General features: G+C 60.7%; 14 protein-coding genes. 13 read left to right on the forward strand and 1 reads right to left on the reverse strand.

What is annotated here, in order from left to right; all coding sequences use genetic code 11:
* The first annotated feature begins 6 nt into the window (after positions 1–6).
* The 12 genes from prfC to yjjJ all read left to right on the forward strand — a co-directional run bounded on the left by prfC (position 7) and on the right by yjjJ (position 12,813).
* Positions 7–1,596, forward strand: coding sequence for a peptide chain release factor 3 (gene prfC, locus ACJ8IJ_RS16275; protein ID WP_286093820.1), 1,590 nt, complete (start codon positions 7–9; stop codon positions 1,594–1,596).
* 515 nt (positions 1,597–2,111) lie between these two features.
* On the forward strand, positions 2,112–2,726 hold the full coding sequence (osmY, locus tag ACJ8IJ_RS16280; protein WP_131165198.1) for a molecular chaperone OsmY: 615 nt from the start codon (positions 2,112–2,114) through the stop codon (positions 2,724–2,726).
* A gap of 160 nt (positions 2,727–2,886) precedes the next feature.
* Positions 2,887–3,048 (forward strand): DUF1328 domain-containing protein, encoded by a 162-nt coding sequence (locus tag ACJ8IJ_RS16285; protein WP_004933089.1) that lies wholly within the window; start codon positions 2,887–2,889, stop codon positions 3,046–3,048.
* Between the two features lie 68 nt (positions 3,049–3,116).
* A complete protein-coding gene (locus ACJ8IJ_RS16290) occupies positions 3,117–3,302 on the forward strand; it encodes a CsbD family protein (protein WP_004933086.1) in 186 nt (61 codons plus the stop codon).
* Between the two features lie 10 nt (positions 3,303–3,312).
* A complete protein-coding gene (locus ACJ8IJ_RS16295; protein WP_033645664.1) occupies positions 3,313–4,431 on the forward strand; it encodes a patatin-like phospholipase family protein in 1,119 nt (372 codons plus the stop codon).
* The gene (locus tag ACJ8IJ_RS16300; RefSeq protein ID WP_004933080.1) at positions 4,428–5,210 is read left to right on the forward strand and encodes a metal-dependent hydrolase; all 783 of its coding nucleotides are present in this window, start codon (positions 4,428–4,430) and stop codon (positions 5,208–5,210) included. Before ACJ8IJ_RS16295 ends, ACJ8IJ_RS16300 begins: the two co-directional genes overlap by 4 nt.
* Positions 5,211–5,393: 183 nt before the next feature.
* The gene (locus tag ACJ8IJ_RS16305; protein WP_004933076.1) at positions 5,394–6,671 is read left to right on the forward strand and encodes a NupC/NupG family nucleoside CNT transporter; all 1,278 of its coding nucleotides are present in this window, start codon (positions 5,394–5,396) and stop codon (positions 6,669–6,671) included.
* A gap of 370 nt (positions 6,672–7,041) precedes the next feature.
* Entirely contained in the window at positions 7,042–7,821 is a 780-nt protein-coding gene (gene deoC, locus ACJ8IJ_RS16310; protein ID WP_004933072.1) for a deoxyribose-phosphate aldolase, read from the forward strand.
* A 66-nt stretch (positions 7,822–7,887) separates the two neighbouring features.
* Entirely contained in the window at positions 7,888–9,210 is a 1,323-nt protein-coding gene (gene deoA, locus ACJ8IJ_RS16315) for a thymidine phosphorylase (RefSeq protein WP_004933068.1), read from the forward strand.
* 70 nt (positions 9,211–9,280) lie between these two features.
* Positions 9,281–10,504: a phosphopentomutase gene (gene deoB / locus ACJ8IJ_RS16320; RefSeq protein ID WP_442518817.1), complete on the forward strand. Its 1,224-nt coding sequence runs from the start codon at positions 9,281–9,283 to the stop codon at positions 10,502–10,504.
* A 96-nt stretch (positions 10,505–10,600) separates the two neighbouring features.
* On the forward strand, positions 10,601–11,332 hold the full coding sequence (gene deoD / locus ACJ8IJ_RS16325) for a purine-nucleoside phosphorylase (RefSeq protein ID WP_442518818.1): 732 nt from the start codon (positions 10,601–10,603) through the stop codon (positions 11,330–11,332).
* Between the two features lie 137 nt (positions 11,333–11,469).
* Positions 11,470–12,813 (forward strand): type II toxin-antitoxin system HipA family toxin YjjJ, encoded by a 1,344-nt coding sequence (gene yjjJ / locus ACJ8IJ_RS16330; RefSeq protein WP_033645663.1) that lies wholly within the window; start codon positions 11,470–11,472, stop codon positions 12,811–12,813.
* A 1-nt stretch (position 12,814) separates the two neighbouring features.
* On the opposite strand, the gene ACJ8IJ_RS16335 is transcribed toward yjjJ, so the two are convergent.
* Positions 12,815–13,498, reverse strand: coding sequence for a YtjB family periplasmic protein (locus tag ACJ8IJ_RS16335; protein WP_131165200.1), 684 nt, complete (start codon positions 13,496–13,498; stop codon positions 12,815–12,817).
* 110 nt (positions 13,499–13,608) lie between these two features.
* Here ACJ8IJ_RS16335 and serB point away from each other — a divergent pair, with 110 nt between their 5' ends.
* Complete coding sequence (gene serB / locus ACJ8IJ_RS16340; RefSeq protein WP_004933052.1) at positions 13,609–14,586, forward strand: phosphoserine phosphatase; 978 nt, start codon at positions 13,609–13,611, stop codon at positions 14,584–14,586.
* Positions 14,587–14,590 lie beyond the last annotated feature (4 nt).

The following is a 14,590-nucleotide window of genomic DNA, read 5'->3' on the forward strand; positions in this document are numbered from 1 at the left end:
AAAACCATGTCTCCTAGTGAATTTGCCCGCGAAGTCTCCAAAAGAAGAACTTTCGCCATCATCTCGCACCCCGATGCCGGTAAAACCACCATTACCGAAAAAGTGCTGCTGTTCGGACAGGCGATCCAGACCGCCGGTACGGTAAAAGGCCGCGGCTCCAGCCAGCACGCCAAATCCGACTGGATGGAAATGGAAAAGCAGCGTGGGATCTCGATCACCACCTCGGTGATGCAGTTCCCGTACCGTGACAGCCTGGTCAACCTGCTGGATACCCCGGGGCACGAAGACTTCTCCGAAGATACGTATCGCACCCTGACCGCGGTCGACTGCTGTCTGATGGTGATCGACGCCGCCAAGGGCGTAGAGGATCGCACCCGCAAGCTGATGGAAGTCACCCGCCTGCGCGACACGCCGATCCTGACCTTCATGAACAAGCTGGACCGCGACATTCGCGATCCGATGGAAGTGATGGACGAAGTTGAGCGCGAACTGAAGATCGCCTGCTCGCCCATCACCTGGCCGATCGGCTGCGGCAAGCTTTTCAAGGGCGTTTACCACCTGTACAAGGATGAAACCTACCTGTACCAGACCGGTAAAGGCCACACCATTCAGGAAGTGCGCATCGTCAAGGGCCTGAACAACCCTGAGCTGGATGCGGCGGTGGGCGAAGATCTGGCGGCGCAGCTGCGCGATGAGCTGGAGCTGGTGCAGGGCGCTTCTCACGAGTTCGATCAGGAAGCTTTCCTGAGCGGCGAACTGACCCCGGTGTTCTTCGGTACCGCACTCGGCAACTTCGGCGTGGATCACATGCTGGACGGCCTGGTGTCCTGGGCGCCGGCGCCGATGCCGCGCAAAACCGACACCCGCGAAGTGACGGCGGCGGAAGAGAAATTCACCGGCTTCGTGTTCAAGATCCAGGCCAACATGGATCCGAAGCACCGCGACCGCGTGGCCTTTATGCGTGTGGTGTCCGGCCGTTATGAGAAGGGCATGAAGCTGCGCCAGGTGCGCACCGGCAAAGACGTGGTGATCTCCGATGCGCTGACCTTTATGGCCGGCGACCGTTCGCACGTGGAAGAAGCCTATCCGGGCGACATCATCGGTCTGCACAACCATGGCACCATTCAGATCGGCGATACCTTCACCCAGGGTGAAGACATGAAGTTCACCGGTATTCCGAACTTCGCGCCGGAACTGTTCCGCCGCATTCGCCTGCGCGATCCGCTGAAGCAGAAACAGCTGCTGAAGGGGCTGGTGCAGCTGTCCGAAGAGGGCGCGGTGCAGGTATTCCGCCCGATCGCCAACAACGATCTGATCGTCGGCGCGGTAGGCGTGCTGCAGTTCGACGTGGTGGTAGCGCGTTTGAAAAGCGAGTACAACGTGGAAGCGCTGTATGAGTCGGTCAACGTGTCGACCGCGCGCTGGGTCGAGTGCGACGACGTGAAGAAGTTCGAAGAGTTCAAGCGCAAGAACGAGATCAACCTGGCGCTGGACGGTGGGGACAACCTGTCCTACATCGCGCCGACCATGGTGAACCTCAACCTGACGCAGGAACGCTATCCTGACGTGACCTTCCGCAAAACCCGCGAACACTGATCAATCGGCAGGGCGCCCGGTGCGCCCTGCCAACCTCCCTCATCCTCACTCCGCTAATTAATAAAACTTCCTCACCTTTTATGCCGCAAACCGATATCGGCAGGCAGCGTTCGTTTGGCCTGCATTTTCCGCCGCATGGTCTATCTTTAACGAGATGTCCGCACATTGTTTGAGAGTAAATCACTGTAATACGCTGATTGTTTGGTGAGTTATTCTGATGTGTTGCCGATAGGAGACAGTCTGTTTCCTTAAATATCAATGAGATGAATGTTTTACCGTTTCGTGTCACTTAGTCTGTCGTCAATAGGCGACAGTTTTTTGATTAAAAATCCGACTCAATGCTTTTTTTGTTTGATTTTTAAGGTGTTTATGGAGTTGGCACGGCGGTTGCAATATTCCTGTCGTGAACGCTTAATCGTATAGCGATGATGAAGTATTTACCGAGAGGCCGCGTGAAGGCGGCTGAAGGGTTCCGGCGCTCTGGCGCTGGGGCCCCCAACAAAAGGAAGAGATCGATGAAAAAGACCAAATTTGCACACTCGCTGATGGCTGTTGTTTTGGGTTCTGCTTTGGTGAGCGGCACTGCGCTGGCCGAAGACAGTCTGCTCAACAAGGCGTCTAACGCCGCGGACAGTGCCGGTGCCAAAATCGATAGCTCCATGAAAAAAGTTGACGGTTACATGGATGACAGCGCGATAACGGCTAAAGTTAAAAGTGCGTTGGTGGACGATAAAACCATCAAAAGCGCTGACATTTCGGTGAAAACCGAAAAAGGCACCGTGATCCTGAGCGGGTTTGTCGGCAGCCAGGCGCAGGCGGAGCATGCGGTTGCGGTTGCCGGTAAGGTGGAAGGCGTCAAAACCGTCAGCGACAAGCTGCACGTGAAAGATGAAGCCAACCAGTCGATCAAATCGTATGCCGGCGACACCGCCACCACTAGCGAGCTGAAAGCCAAGCTGCTGGCCGATGACATCGTGCCGTCGCGCAATGTGAAAGTGGAAACCACCGATGGCGTGGTGCAGCTTTCCGGTGAGGTGAAAACGCAGGCGCAGTCTGAGCGTGCCGAAAGCATCGCCAAGGCTATCGACGGCGTGAAAAGCGTGAAAAACGACCTGGTGGTCAAGCCGTAATCCCGCCAGGCGCCCGTAACAAGTAACAACAAGCCGCATCTGTCGGGCCGTGAAGGCGGCCCGACGTGTACCACCAAAAAAAGAAACTGATTTGCCGTCGACGTCCGTTGTCGGGGCGGTAGACGGCAGCGAATTTTTTCACAATGGTAAGGAGAAGCTTATGTTTCGTTGGGGCATTATCTTTTTAGTCATCGCGCTTATCGCTGCGGCACTGGGGTTCGGTTCGCTGGCGGGCACCGCCGCCTGGGCCGCCAAAGTCGTGTTCGTTGTCGGCATCATCCTGTTCCTGGTCAGCCTGTTCACCGGCCGTCGGCGCCCTTAGCCGGCCGGCATTTTCCTGCAAACTGTAACAAAGCTTAATTCCTTTTCTCACCTCGGGGAGGGCCGGCCATGAACAGCGACATCATCGTCGGGCGCTGGAAACAGCTGAAAGGCCAGGTATGGCAGGCGTGGGCCGAATGGTCCGGCAGCGATGGTGCCTGGTTGGCCGGCAGCAATGATTTCCTCGTCGGCGTGCTGCAAGAGGATTACGGAAGAGAGCGAGACGCGGTATCCTCGGAGAAAACGTCTCACTGAGGATGCCAAGTTGGGATACAGAATACCCATCACGCTCGGCAATATAGAACCGCTGGCGTCTAAACCCTTTCGGCCAGGCAAGATGGCGTTGGTCTGCGAAGGCGGCGGCCAGCGCGGCATTTTCACCGCCGGCGTGCTGGACGAGTTCCAGCGCGCGGGCTTTAACCCTTTCGATCTGCTGATCGGCACATCGGCCGGCGCGCAAAATCTGTCCGCCTATATCTGTGGGCAGATGGGCTACGCGCGCCGGGTGATCACCCGTTACACCACCTCGGCCCAGTTCTTCAATCCGCTGCGCTTTGTGCGCGGCGGGCATCTGATCGATCTCGATTGGCTGGTTGATACGGCGGCGGCGCAGATGCCGCTGGCGATGGACGTGGCGGAACAGCACTTTACCGACGGGCGCGAATTCCTGCTGTGCGCCTGCCGCAGCGACGATTTCGAACCGGCCTATCTGCCGGCGCAGCGCGAACGCTGGCTGCCGGCCATCAAGGCGTCCAGCGCCATTCCCGGCTTTTACCGTCAGGGCGTGGAGTTGGACGGCGTCAGCTATCAGGACGGCGGCATCAGCGATGCGATCCCGGTGGAAGAGGCCTACCGCCGCGGCGCCGACACCATCGTGGTGATCCGCACCGTGCCTTCGCAAATGTACTACACCCCGCAGTGGATGAAGCGCATGGAGCATTGGCTGAGCGACAGCAGCCTGCAGCAGATGGTGCGCATCCTGCAGCATCACGAGCAAAGCTATCACCGCATCCAGCGCTTTATTGAGAAACCGCCGGGCAAGCTGCGCATCTTCGAGATCTTCCCGCCGAAGCCGCTGGCCAGCAATGCGCTCGGCAGCCGACTGGGGGCGCTCAATCAGGATTATCACCTGGGGCGCCGCTGCGGCCGCTACTTCCTGGCCACCGTCGGCCAGTGGATGGCGCAGCAGGAACCGGACGGTATCAAGGTGCAAAAATCGTTGTCGCGCCGCCTTATCCAGCCGGAGAACGTCAGAATGCCTTCGCCGATCGTGACCGACATCGCCATGTCGCCCGATCTCACGGCGCAGCCGGAGGCTGCGGTGGCGGCGCCGAAGCTCATTCTGCCGGGCGATCTGCCGCCGGGTGAAGGGGGCGCGCTGTGAGCTACGCCTTTACCGACACCCACTGCCATTTCGATTTCCCGCCCTTTACCGGACATGAGGCCGAGAGCCTGACGCGGGCGGCAAGCGCCGGCGTGCAGCGCATCATCGTCCCGACGGTCACCGCCGATCGCTTCGCGCGGGTGCTGCGGCTGGCGCAGGATCACGCGCCGCTGTTCGCCGCGCTGGGGCTGCACCCGCTGTATATCGCGCAGCATCATGAGCCGCAGCTGGAACAGCTGGCGGCGCTGTTGGCCGAACGGCCGCGCAAGCTGGTGGCGGTGGGGGAGATCGGGCTCGATCTGTATATGGACAACCCGCAGTTCGAGCGCCAGCAAAGCGTGCTGCTGGCCCAACTGAGGCTGGCGAAACAGCATGACCTGCCGGTGATCCTGCACTCGCGGCGTACCCACGATCAGCTGGCCGCGGCGCTGCGGCGCATGCAGCTGCCGCGTCGCGGCGTGGTGCACGGCTTCGCCGGCAGCCTGTCGCAGGCGCAGGCGTTTATCCGCCTCGGCTATTACATCGGCGTGGGCGGCACCATCACCTATGAGCGGGCGCAGAAAACGCGCGGCGTGATGGCGCAGCTGCCGCTTGAGGCGCTGCTGCTGGAGACGGATGCGCCGGACATGCCGCTGGCCGGTTATCAGGGGCAGCCGAATCGCCCCGAGCGTGCCGCCGAGGTGTTTCACACGCTGTGCGAGCTGCGGCCGGAACCGGCCGACGAGATCGCCGCTCATCTGCAACGCAATACCCAGTCACTGTTTGCCATGCCGGATTGACGAGCTTATAACGTGACTTGCGTCACGTTATAAGATTTTCATTTGCGTCTCGTTGTATACATTTGTGACATAAATCGGTGCGAGGGTGACCTCGCTCAGTATAATCCCCCCGAAACTCTCCAATAGCAGACCTCTCTTCATGAGCAGGGATGTATTTTATTTTTTGCAACAGGGAAACTTTGCATGCAACTCATCATGAGTCTGGTCGGTATGGCGGTGCTGATCGCCATTGCGGTGCTGCTCTCCAGCAACCGTCGGGCCATCAAATTGCGCACCGTGGTGTGGGCGTTCATCATTCAGGTCGGCATCGGCGCGCTGGTGCTGTACGTGCCGCTGGGCCGCAGCATTCTCGGCAGTATGTCTAACGGCGTGGCAAACGTTATCGCCTACGGCAATCAGGGCATTTCGTTCATCTTCGGCGGGCTGGTGTCCGACAAGATGTTCGAGGTGTTCGGCGGCGGCGGCTTCGTGTTCGCGCTGCGCGTCCTGCCGGTGATCGTGTTCTTCTCCTCGCTGATTGCGGTGCTGTACTACCTCGGCATCATGCAGTTGGTGATCCGCGTGTTGGGCGGCGGCCTGCACAAGCTGCTGGGCACCTCGCGCACCGAATCGCTGTCGGCGACCGCCAACATTTTCGTTGGCCAGACCGAAGCGCCGCTGGTGGTGCGCCCCTATATCGCCACCATGAGCCAGTCAGAACTGTTCGCCGTGATGTGCGGCGGCCTGGCCTCGGTAGCCGGTTCGGTGTTGGCGGGGTACGCGCAGATGGGCGTGCCGCTGGAATATCTGATCGCCGCGTCCTTCATGGCCGCGCCGGGCGGGCTGCTGTTCGCCAAGCTGATGGTGCCGGAAACCGAGCAGACCCACGATAAAGACGATGCGATGAAGCTGATCGCCGAAGAGGATCGTCCGGCCAACGTGATCGATGCGGCGGCTTCCGGCGCGGCTTCCGGCATGCAGCTGGCGCTGAACGTCGGTGCGATGCTGCTGGCGTTTATCGCGCTGATCGCCTTGCTTAACGGCATTCTCGGCGGTATCGGCGGCTGGTTCGATTATCCGCAGCTGTCGCTTGAACTGATCCTCGGCTGGGTGTTCTCGCCGATCGCTTTCCTGATCGGCGTGCCGTGGAGCGAGGCGATGACCGCCGGTTCGTTCATCGGCCAGAAGATCATCGTCAACGAATTCGTCGCCTACATGAACTTCGGCGCCTATCTGCGCCCGGATGACGTAGTGGCGGCGGAAGGCCTGCAGGTGCTGTCGACGCACACCAAGGCGATCATTTCCTTTGCGCTGTGCGGCTTCGCCAACCTCTCCTCGGTGGCGATCTTGCTGGGTGGTCTGGGCAGCATGGCGCCCAACCGTCGCCACGACATCGCGCGCTTCGGTCTGAAGGCCGTGGCGGCGGGCACGCTGTCCAACCTGATGAGTGCCACCATCGCTGGCTTCTTCCTGGCGCTGTAAGCCATCACGGAGCCCGCGACGGCGCGACCGATCTCGGGACTCCGCCTATACTCTAAGCAACGCGGGTGTTTGTCGCACCCGCGATCTTCAGCCGCTTCTTTAGCGAATTTGTGAACGATATCGCGTTATTTTGTGATGATCTTCACATATAATTCCGGTCTGTTACAGTGCTATTTCATATAGTGTGACGATGAACGCGAATCGCCTCCGGCATTCGTGTTCAAATAGCTATTACTGGCCGGCCGCAAGGCGGGTGGCCATGTGCGGTGAGAAGGATCTCAGTTGCCGCCGCGGGAACGCCGTTCCCCAGCGCTATCTTCATGGAACCAAGTCCGCTCGCCAACACCCAGGTACTCAGTTGGAGAGTTTTATGACCGAATTAACCGCAGCAGCGCAACGTGCGCTGAACTTGATGGATTTAACCACGCTGAATGATGATGACACTGACGAGAAAGTGATCGCCCTCTGTCGTCAGGCCAACAGCCCGGCCGGCCACACGGCGGCCATCTGCATCTACCCGCGTTTTATCCCGGTGGCGCGTAAGGCGCTGCGCGAGCAAGGCACGCCGGACATCCGTATCGCCACCGTGACCAACTTCCCGCATGGCAATGACGATATCGACATCGCGCTGGCGGAAACCCGCGCGGCGATCGCCTATGGCGCGGATGAAGTGGACGTGGTGTTCCCATACCGTGCGCTGATCGCCGGCAACGAACAGGTCGGCTTCGAGCTGGTGAAACAGTGCAAGCAGGCTTGTCAGGCGGCCAACGTGCTGCTGAAAGTGATCATCGAAACCGGTGAGCTGAAGCAGGCCGATCTGATCCGCAAGGCGTCCGAGATCGCCATCAAGGCCGGGGCTGACTTTATCAAGACCTCCACCGGCAAGGTACCGGTCAACGCCACCCTGGAGAGCGCCGAGCTGATGATGTCGGTGATCCGCGATCTGGGCGTGGCAAAGACGGTGGGCTTCAAGCCGGCCGGCGGCGTGCGCACCGCGGAAGACGCGCTGCATTATCTGCAACTTGCCGATCGTATTCTGGGCGAGGGGTGGGCCGATGCGCGGCATTTCCGCTTTGGCGCTTCCAGCCTGCTGGCCAGCTTGCTGACCGCGCTGGGCCACCAGACCCAGACCGCCGGCGGCGGCTACTGATCGATTTCGTTGGCGGGCGCCAGGCGCGCCCGTCTGCACCGACTCTCGGCGACACAGGGGGATGCCTTGTTCCTGGCTCAAGAAATTATTCGTAAGAAACGCGACGGCCAGCCGTTAAGCGAAGCGGAAATCCGCTTTTTCATCAACGGTATTCGCGACAATGTGGTGTCGGAAGGGCAGATCGCCGCGCTGGCGATGACCATTTATTTCCATGACATGAGCATGCCGGAGCGCGTGGCGCTCACCATGGCGATGCGCGATTCCGGCACCGTGCTGGACTGGAAGAGTTTGGCGCTGAACGGCCCGATCGTCGACAAGCATTCGACCGGCGGCGTGGGTGACGTGACCTCGCTGATGCTCGGCCCGATGGTGGCGGCCTGCGGCGGCTATGTGCCGATGATCTCCGGCCGCGGCCTGGGGCATACCGGCGGCACGCTGGACAAACTGGAAGCCATTCCGGGCTTCAATATTTTCCCGGACGATAACGCCTTCCGTAAAATCATTCAGGACGTCGGCGTGGCGATCATCGGCCAGACCAGCTCGCTGGCGCCGGCGGACAAACGTTTTTACGCCACCCGCGACATCACCGCCACCGTGGATTCTATCCCGCTGATCACTGCCTCCATTCTGGCCAAAAAACTGGCGGAAGGGCTGGATGCGCTGGTGATGGACGTGAAGGTCGGTTCCGGCGCCTTTATGCCGACCTATGCCCTGTCGCAAGATTTGGCGCAGGCGATCGTCGGCGTGGCCAACGGCGCGGGCTGCAAGACCACTGCGCTGCTGACCGACATGAACCAGGTGCTGGCCTCCAGCGCCGGCAATGCGGTGGAAGTGCGCGAAGCGGTGCGTTTCCTGACCGGTGAATACCGCAACCCGCGCCTGCTGGAAGTGACGCTGGCGCTGTGCGTGGAGATGCTGCTGTCCGGCGGCCTGGCGAATGACGAGGCCGATGCGCGCGCCAAACTGCAGGCGGTACTGGACAACGGCAAGGCGGCGGAAGTGTTTGGCCGCATGGTGGCGGCGCAGCAAGGGCCGATAGACTTCGTCGAACGTTATGATAGCTATCTGCCGGCGGCAACGCTGAGCAAGCCGGTGTATGCTGAAAATCCGGGCATCATCAGCGCCATGGATACCCGCGCGCTGGGCATGGCGGTGGTTTCGCTGGGCGGCGGCCGCCGCCGGGCGAGCGACGCCATCGATTACAGCGTCGGTCTGACCGAGGTGGCGCGCCTGGGTGATAAGGTGGATGCCCAGCAGCCGCTGGCGATGATCCACGCCAACGATGAAGAGAGCTGGCAGCAGGCGGCCGATGCGGTGCGTAGCGCAATGACGCTGAGCGACAAGGCGCCGGAAGCGACGCCGGTGGTGTATAAGCGCGTCACGGAATAACCCAAGAATCAGGAACGGTCGCGGCTTTTTCGCGGCCGTCCAAAGCGTGAGAACACGCAGGAGAGCACAGATGAAACGCACATTTATTATGGTATTGGACTCCTTCGGCATCGGTGCCAGCGAAGACGCCGAACGTTTTGGCGACCAGGGTTCCGACACTCTGGGCCACATCGCCGAAGTTTGCGCGCGCGGTGAAGCCAACGCGGGCCGCCAGGGCCCGCTGACGCTGCCTAACCTGAGTCGCCTGGGGCTCGGCAAAGCGGCGGAAGAGTCCACCGGCAACTTCCCGCAGGGGCTGGATCGCAACGCCGACATCATCGGCGCTTACGCTTACGCCAGCGAGCTCTCTTCCGGTAAAGACACGCCGTCGGGCCACTGGGAAATCGCCGGCGTGCCGGTACTGTTCGACTGGGGCTACTTCAAGGACGAGCACAACAGCTTCCCGCAGGCGTTGCTGGATAAGCTGGTGGAGCGCGCCAACCTGCCGGGCTACCTGGGCAACTGTCACTCATCCGGCACCGTGATCCTCGATCAACTGGGCGAAGAGCACATGAAAACCGGCAAGCCGATTTTCTACACCTCCGCCGACTCGGTGTTCCAGATCGCCTGCCATGAAGAAACCTTCGGCCTGGATCGCCTGTACGAGCTGTGCGAAATCGCGCGTGAAGAGCTAACCGAAGGCGGTTACAACATCGGCCGCGTGATCGCGCGTCCGTTCGTCGGCGACAAGCCGGGCCACTTCCAGCGCACCGGCAACCGCCACGATCTGGCGGTAGAGCCGCCGGCGCCGACCGTGCTGAAAAAGCTGGTGGACGAGAAGGGCGGCGAAGTGGTGTCGATCGGTAAAATCGCCGACATCTATGCCAACGTCGGCATCACCAAGAAGGTGAAAGCGACCGGCATCGACGCGCTGTTCGACGCGACCCTGATTGAAATGGAAAAGGCCGGCGACAACACCATCGTGTTCACCAACTTCGTGGACTTCGACTCCTCTTACGGCCACCGCCGCGACGTGGCGGGCTACGCCGCCGCGCTGGAGCTGTTCGACCGCCGCCTGCCGGAGCTGCTGAAGCTGGTGAAAGACGAAGACATCATCATCTTCACCGCCGACCACGGCTGCGACCCGACCTGGCCGGGCACCGACCACACCCGTGAGCACATCCCGGTGCTGGTCTACGGCCCGAAAGTGAAACCGGGCTCGCTGGGCCACCGCGAGACCTTCGCCGACATCGGCCAGACCGTCGCCAATTATTTTGGCCTGTCGCCGATGGATTACGGTAAAACCCTGTTTTAATTCGTGAGTTTAAGGCGGTGGCGCAGTTGGCCGCCGTCTGACATACCACGGCTTATACGTTTAACGCTATTTAATACGATTTAAAGGAAGAGAATTATGGCTACGCCGCACATTAATGCTGAGATGGGTGATTTCGCTGACGTAGTACTGATGCCGGGCGATCCGCTGCGCGCAAAATACATCGCCGAAACCTTCCTGGAAGGCGCGGTGGAAGTGAACAACGTGCGCGGCATGTTGGGCTTCACCGGCACCTACAAAGGCCGCCGCATCTCCGTAATGGGCCACGGCATGGGCATCCCGTCCTGCTCCATCTATGCGCGCGAGCTGATCGCCGAATTCGGCGTGAAGAAGATCATTCGCGTGGGTTCCTGCGGCGCGGTGCGTGACGATATCAAACTGCGCGACGTGGTGATCGGCATGGGCGCGTGCACCGACTCCAAGGTGAACCGTCTGCGCTTCAAGGACAACGACTACGCGGCGATCGCCGACTTCGACATGGTGCGCAATGCGGTCGATGCGGCGGCGGTGCAGGGCATCCCGGCGCGCGTGGGCAACATCTTCTCCGCCGATCTGTTCTATACCCCGGATCCGGACATGTTCCAGGTGATGAAGAAGTACGGCATCCTGGGCGTGGAAATGGAAGCGGCCGGCATCTACGGCGTGGCGGCGGAGCTGTACGAAGAGTTCGGCTGCAAGGCGCTGACCATCTGCACCGTGTCCGACCACATCCTGCGTCACGAAGCGACCACGGCGGCGGAACGCCAGACCACCTTTAACGAAATGATCGTTATCGCGCTGGAATCCGTGCTGCTGGGCGACAAAGCGTAATACCGCGGCGGGCGTCGTCATGGCGCCCGCCCGTCAATCTATTCATTCCGCACGGCCGTTTTTGGCTAACGCTTTACCTTCCTGCCATTTAACGCTATTACTTCCTCTATCAATCTATTCACCAATCTATTCATCCGATGCTCACCGTTGAACAAGTTTTGCGTCATGGGCCGGCCACGGCTCGTCAACTGACAGAAGCGTTGGGCATCAGCCAGCCGACGCTATCGCGCCGTATCCGCGAACTGGCGGGCGCCGTATTGATCCTCGGTAAAGGTAAGGCGACGCGCTATGTATTGCGGCGCGGGATCGGCGGTGAGAGGCAGTTTCCGCTGTATCGGGTTGATGAACGGGGTAAGGCACACCTGTTTGCCACGCTTTGCCCGCTGTATCCTGCCGATAACTGTGCGGTGTGCGATGAGCGCAGCGGAGAGTGGCAGCTCTATGACGGCCTGCCATGGTATCTGAATGACCTGAGGCCGATTGGCTTTCTTGGGCGAGCCTGGGGCAAAGCGGCGGCCCACGAGTTGAATTTGCCGGAGGATGTGCGGCGATGGGATGAGGGCCAACGTCTGTTGGCGCTCTGCCGTTATGGCGAAGACATGACCGGCGATTTGCTGCCTGGCGCCGACAGCTATCAGCGTTGGTTGATGCGGGAGACTGCCGTCGCTATCGCGGCGGAAGATAAAACCGAGCGTTACGCCGCATTGTCTGTCCAAGCGCTGGCTGGGGAACTGGTGGGTTCCTCCGCCGGTGGCGAACAACCCAAATTTGCCGCCTATGCTGAGCTGACGCCTGGGTATCGTGCGCATGTTTTGGTGAAGTTCAGTCTGGCGCCGACGCATGTCATTGCACAGCGCTGGAGCGATTTGCTGATCGCCGAGTCGCTGGCGTTGCAGACGGTCGCCGCTACGGGATTGCCTGCCGCAACGGCGCAAATCCTGTTTGGCGCCGATCGGCAATGCTTTTTAGAGGTAGAGCGCTTTGATCGCATCGGCGAAGAAGGGCGGGTGGCGATGGTGTCACTGGAGGCGCTGGATGCTGAGTTCAGCGGCAGCGGCCATGCCAACTGGGTTGTGGCGGCTAATCGGTTATTGCAGCAAGGCGTGATCGATCGCTCTGCCTGCCAACGGATTGCCCTGTATTGGGCCTTTGGCCGTTTGATCGCCAATAGCGATATGCACCAGGGTAATCTGTCGTTCTTGCGGCCAACGCAGCGGCCGGTCATGTTGGCGCCTTTGTACGATATGCTGCCGATGGCTTTTGCCCCGGCAAGCAGCGGCAATCTGCGCCATGACGCGGTGGAGATCCGTTTGAGCAATGAGGTGAGCGGCGCCGTCTGGCGGCAAGCGGAGCTATTGGCTCTCGAGTTCTGGCGGCGCACGGCGCAACATGACGACATTAGTGAAGCCTTCCGCGCGATTGCCGAGCAAATGCTGGCGCAATTGCAGAAGCTGCACGGACGCATTCAACGCCTGGCCTGAGTTACTCCTTCTTCGGCGCTTCCTGTTTTTTCTCCGGCGCATCCTCTTCGTCGTCTTCCACCGTATTGCCTTCTTCCAGTGGCGTGTTGGCGGTCAACAGGTAGGGCGACTGCTGCCAGCGGCTGCGGCGGTGCTGCAGCAGGGTGCGCGCCAGAATGATGCCGATCGCCAGCGCCAGCAGGATCATCAGGCGCAGCAGGTTGGTGGTGTTGTCCACCTGTTTGGATTCGGTCGCCAGCACGTGGGTGTCGAGGGTGATGCGGATAAAGCCGATCGGGCCGTCTTTGCCCTGAATGGATTCGACCAACTGGTGGTTGAAGTAGCTGCCGGCGCGTTTGCCGTCGAGCGATAGGCGATCGCGTATACTTATCTGCTCCCCGGCGTGGGAGACCAGCGTGCCGTCCAACTGATACACGCTGACGTCGAGAATGCGGCTGTGATCGGTGAGCTGCTTGAGGATGGCGTCGATGCGCGGGTTGTTGCCGTCGTCGTCCAGCAGCGGCGCCAGGCTGTAGGCGACCTGTTTGGTCAGCGTCTGCGCCAGCTCTTCCACCTGCTCGGATCGCGCCATTTGGTGACTCAGGCTAAAATAAGAGGCGCCCTGCATCAGCAGCACCAGCAAAGCCAGGCAAATCAGGATAATAGCGGTGCGGTGCAGGCGAAATTTCAGTTTAGCGCGAGCCATGCAGGTTCCTTGGGCATCGGGGACACTTTATGTTGCCAGAACCGCTGGCGATAGGATAGCTTGATGCGTCGTTTTATCATGCAGCGTTTTTGTCCATTCAGGAGTCAATGATGTCAAACAGTCTGACCTATTGCGATCTTCCGGCGGAGATCTCTCAATGGCCGGGTCTTCCCCTTTCGCTCAGCGGCGACGAAGTGATGCCGCTGGACTACCGGGCGGGCAATACCGGGTGGCTGTTATACGGCAGGAAGCTGGACAAGGCGCGCATTACCCAATTCCAACGCAAGCTGGGCGCGGCGATGGTGATCGTCACCGCCTGGGGCGTGGACGACTATCAGGTGGTGCGCCTGGCGGGCACCTTGACGCCGCGCGCCAAGCTGTTGGCGGCGGAGAGCGGGCTGGACGTGGCGCCGCTCGGCAAGATCCCGCACCTGCGCACGCCGGGGCTGCTGGTGATGGACATGGATTCGACGGCGATCGAGATCGAATGCATCGATGAGATCGCCAAATTGGCGGGCGTCGGCGAACAGGTGGCGGAAGTCACCGAACGCGCGATGCGCGGCGAGCTGGACTTTACTGCCAGCCTGCGCCAGCGCGTCGGCACGCTGAAAGGGGCCGATGCCAACATCCTCAAGCAGGTGCGCGACGAGCTGCCGTTGATGCCGGGGCTGACCAGCCTGGTGGGCAAGCTGCAGGCGATGGGCTGGCATGTGGCGATCGCCTCCGGCGGCTTCACCTACTACGCCGAATACCTGCGCAACCGGCTGCGGCTGGTGGCGGCGGCGGCCAATGAGCTGGAGATCCGCGACGGCAAGCTGACCGGCGAAGTGCTGGGGCCGGTGGTGGACGCGCAGTTCAAAGCCGACACGCTGCTGCGGCTGGCGGAGAAGCTGGAGATCCCGCTGGCGCAAACCGTGGCCATCGGCGACGGCGCCAACGATTTGAAAATGATGCAGGCGGCGGGGTTGGGCATCGCCTACCACGCCAAGCCGAAAGTGTATGAAAAAGCGCAGGTATCGATCCGGCATGCGGATCTGATGGGCGTGCTGTGTATTCTCACCGGCAGCCTGAAACACGAAGTGCGATAACGAA

It is taken from the genome of Serratia sp. CY40230 (assembly GCF_052168835.1).
GTDB lineage: Bacteria > Pseudomonadota > Gammaproteobacteria > Enterobacterales > Enterobacteriaceae > Serratia > Serratia nematodiphila.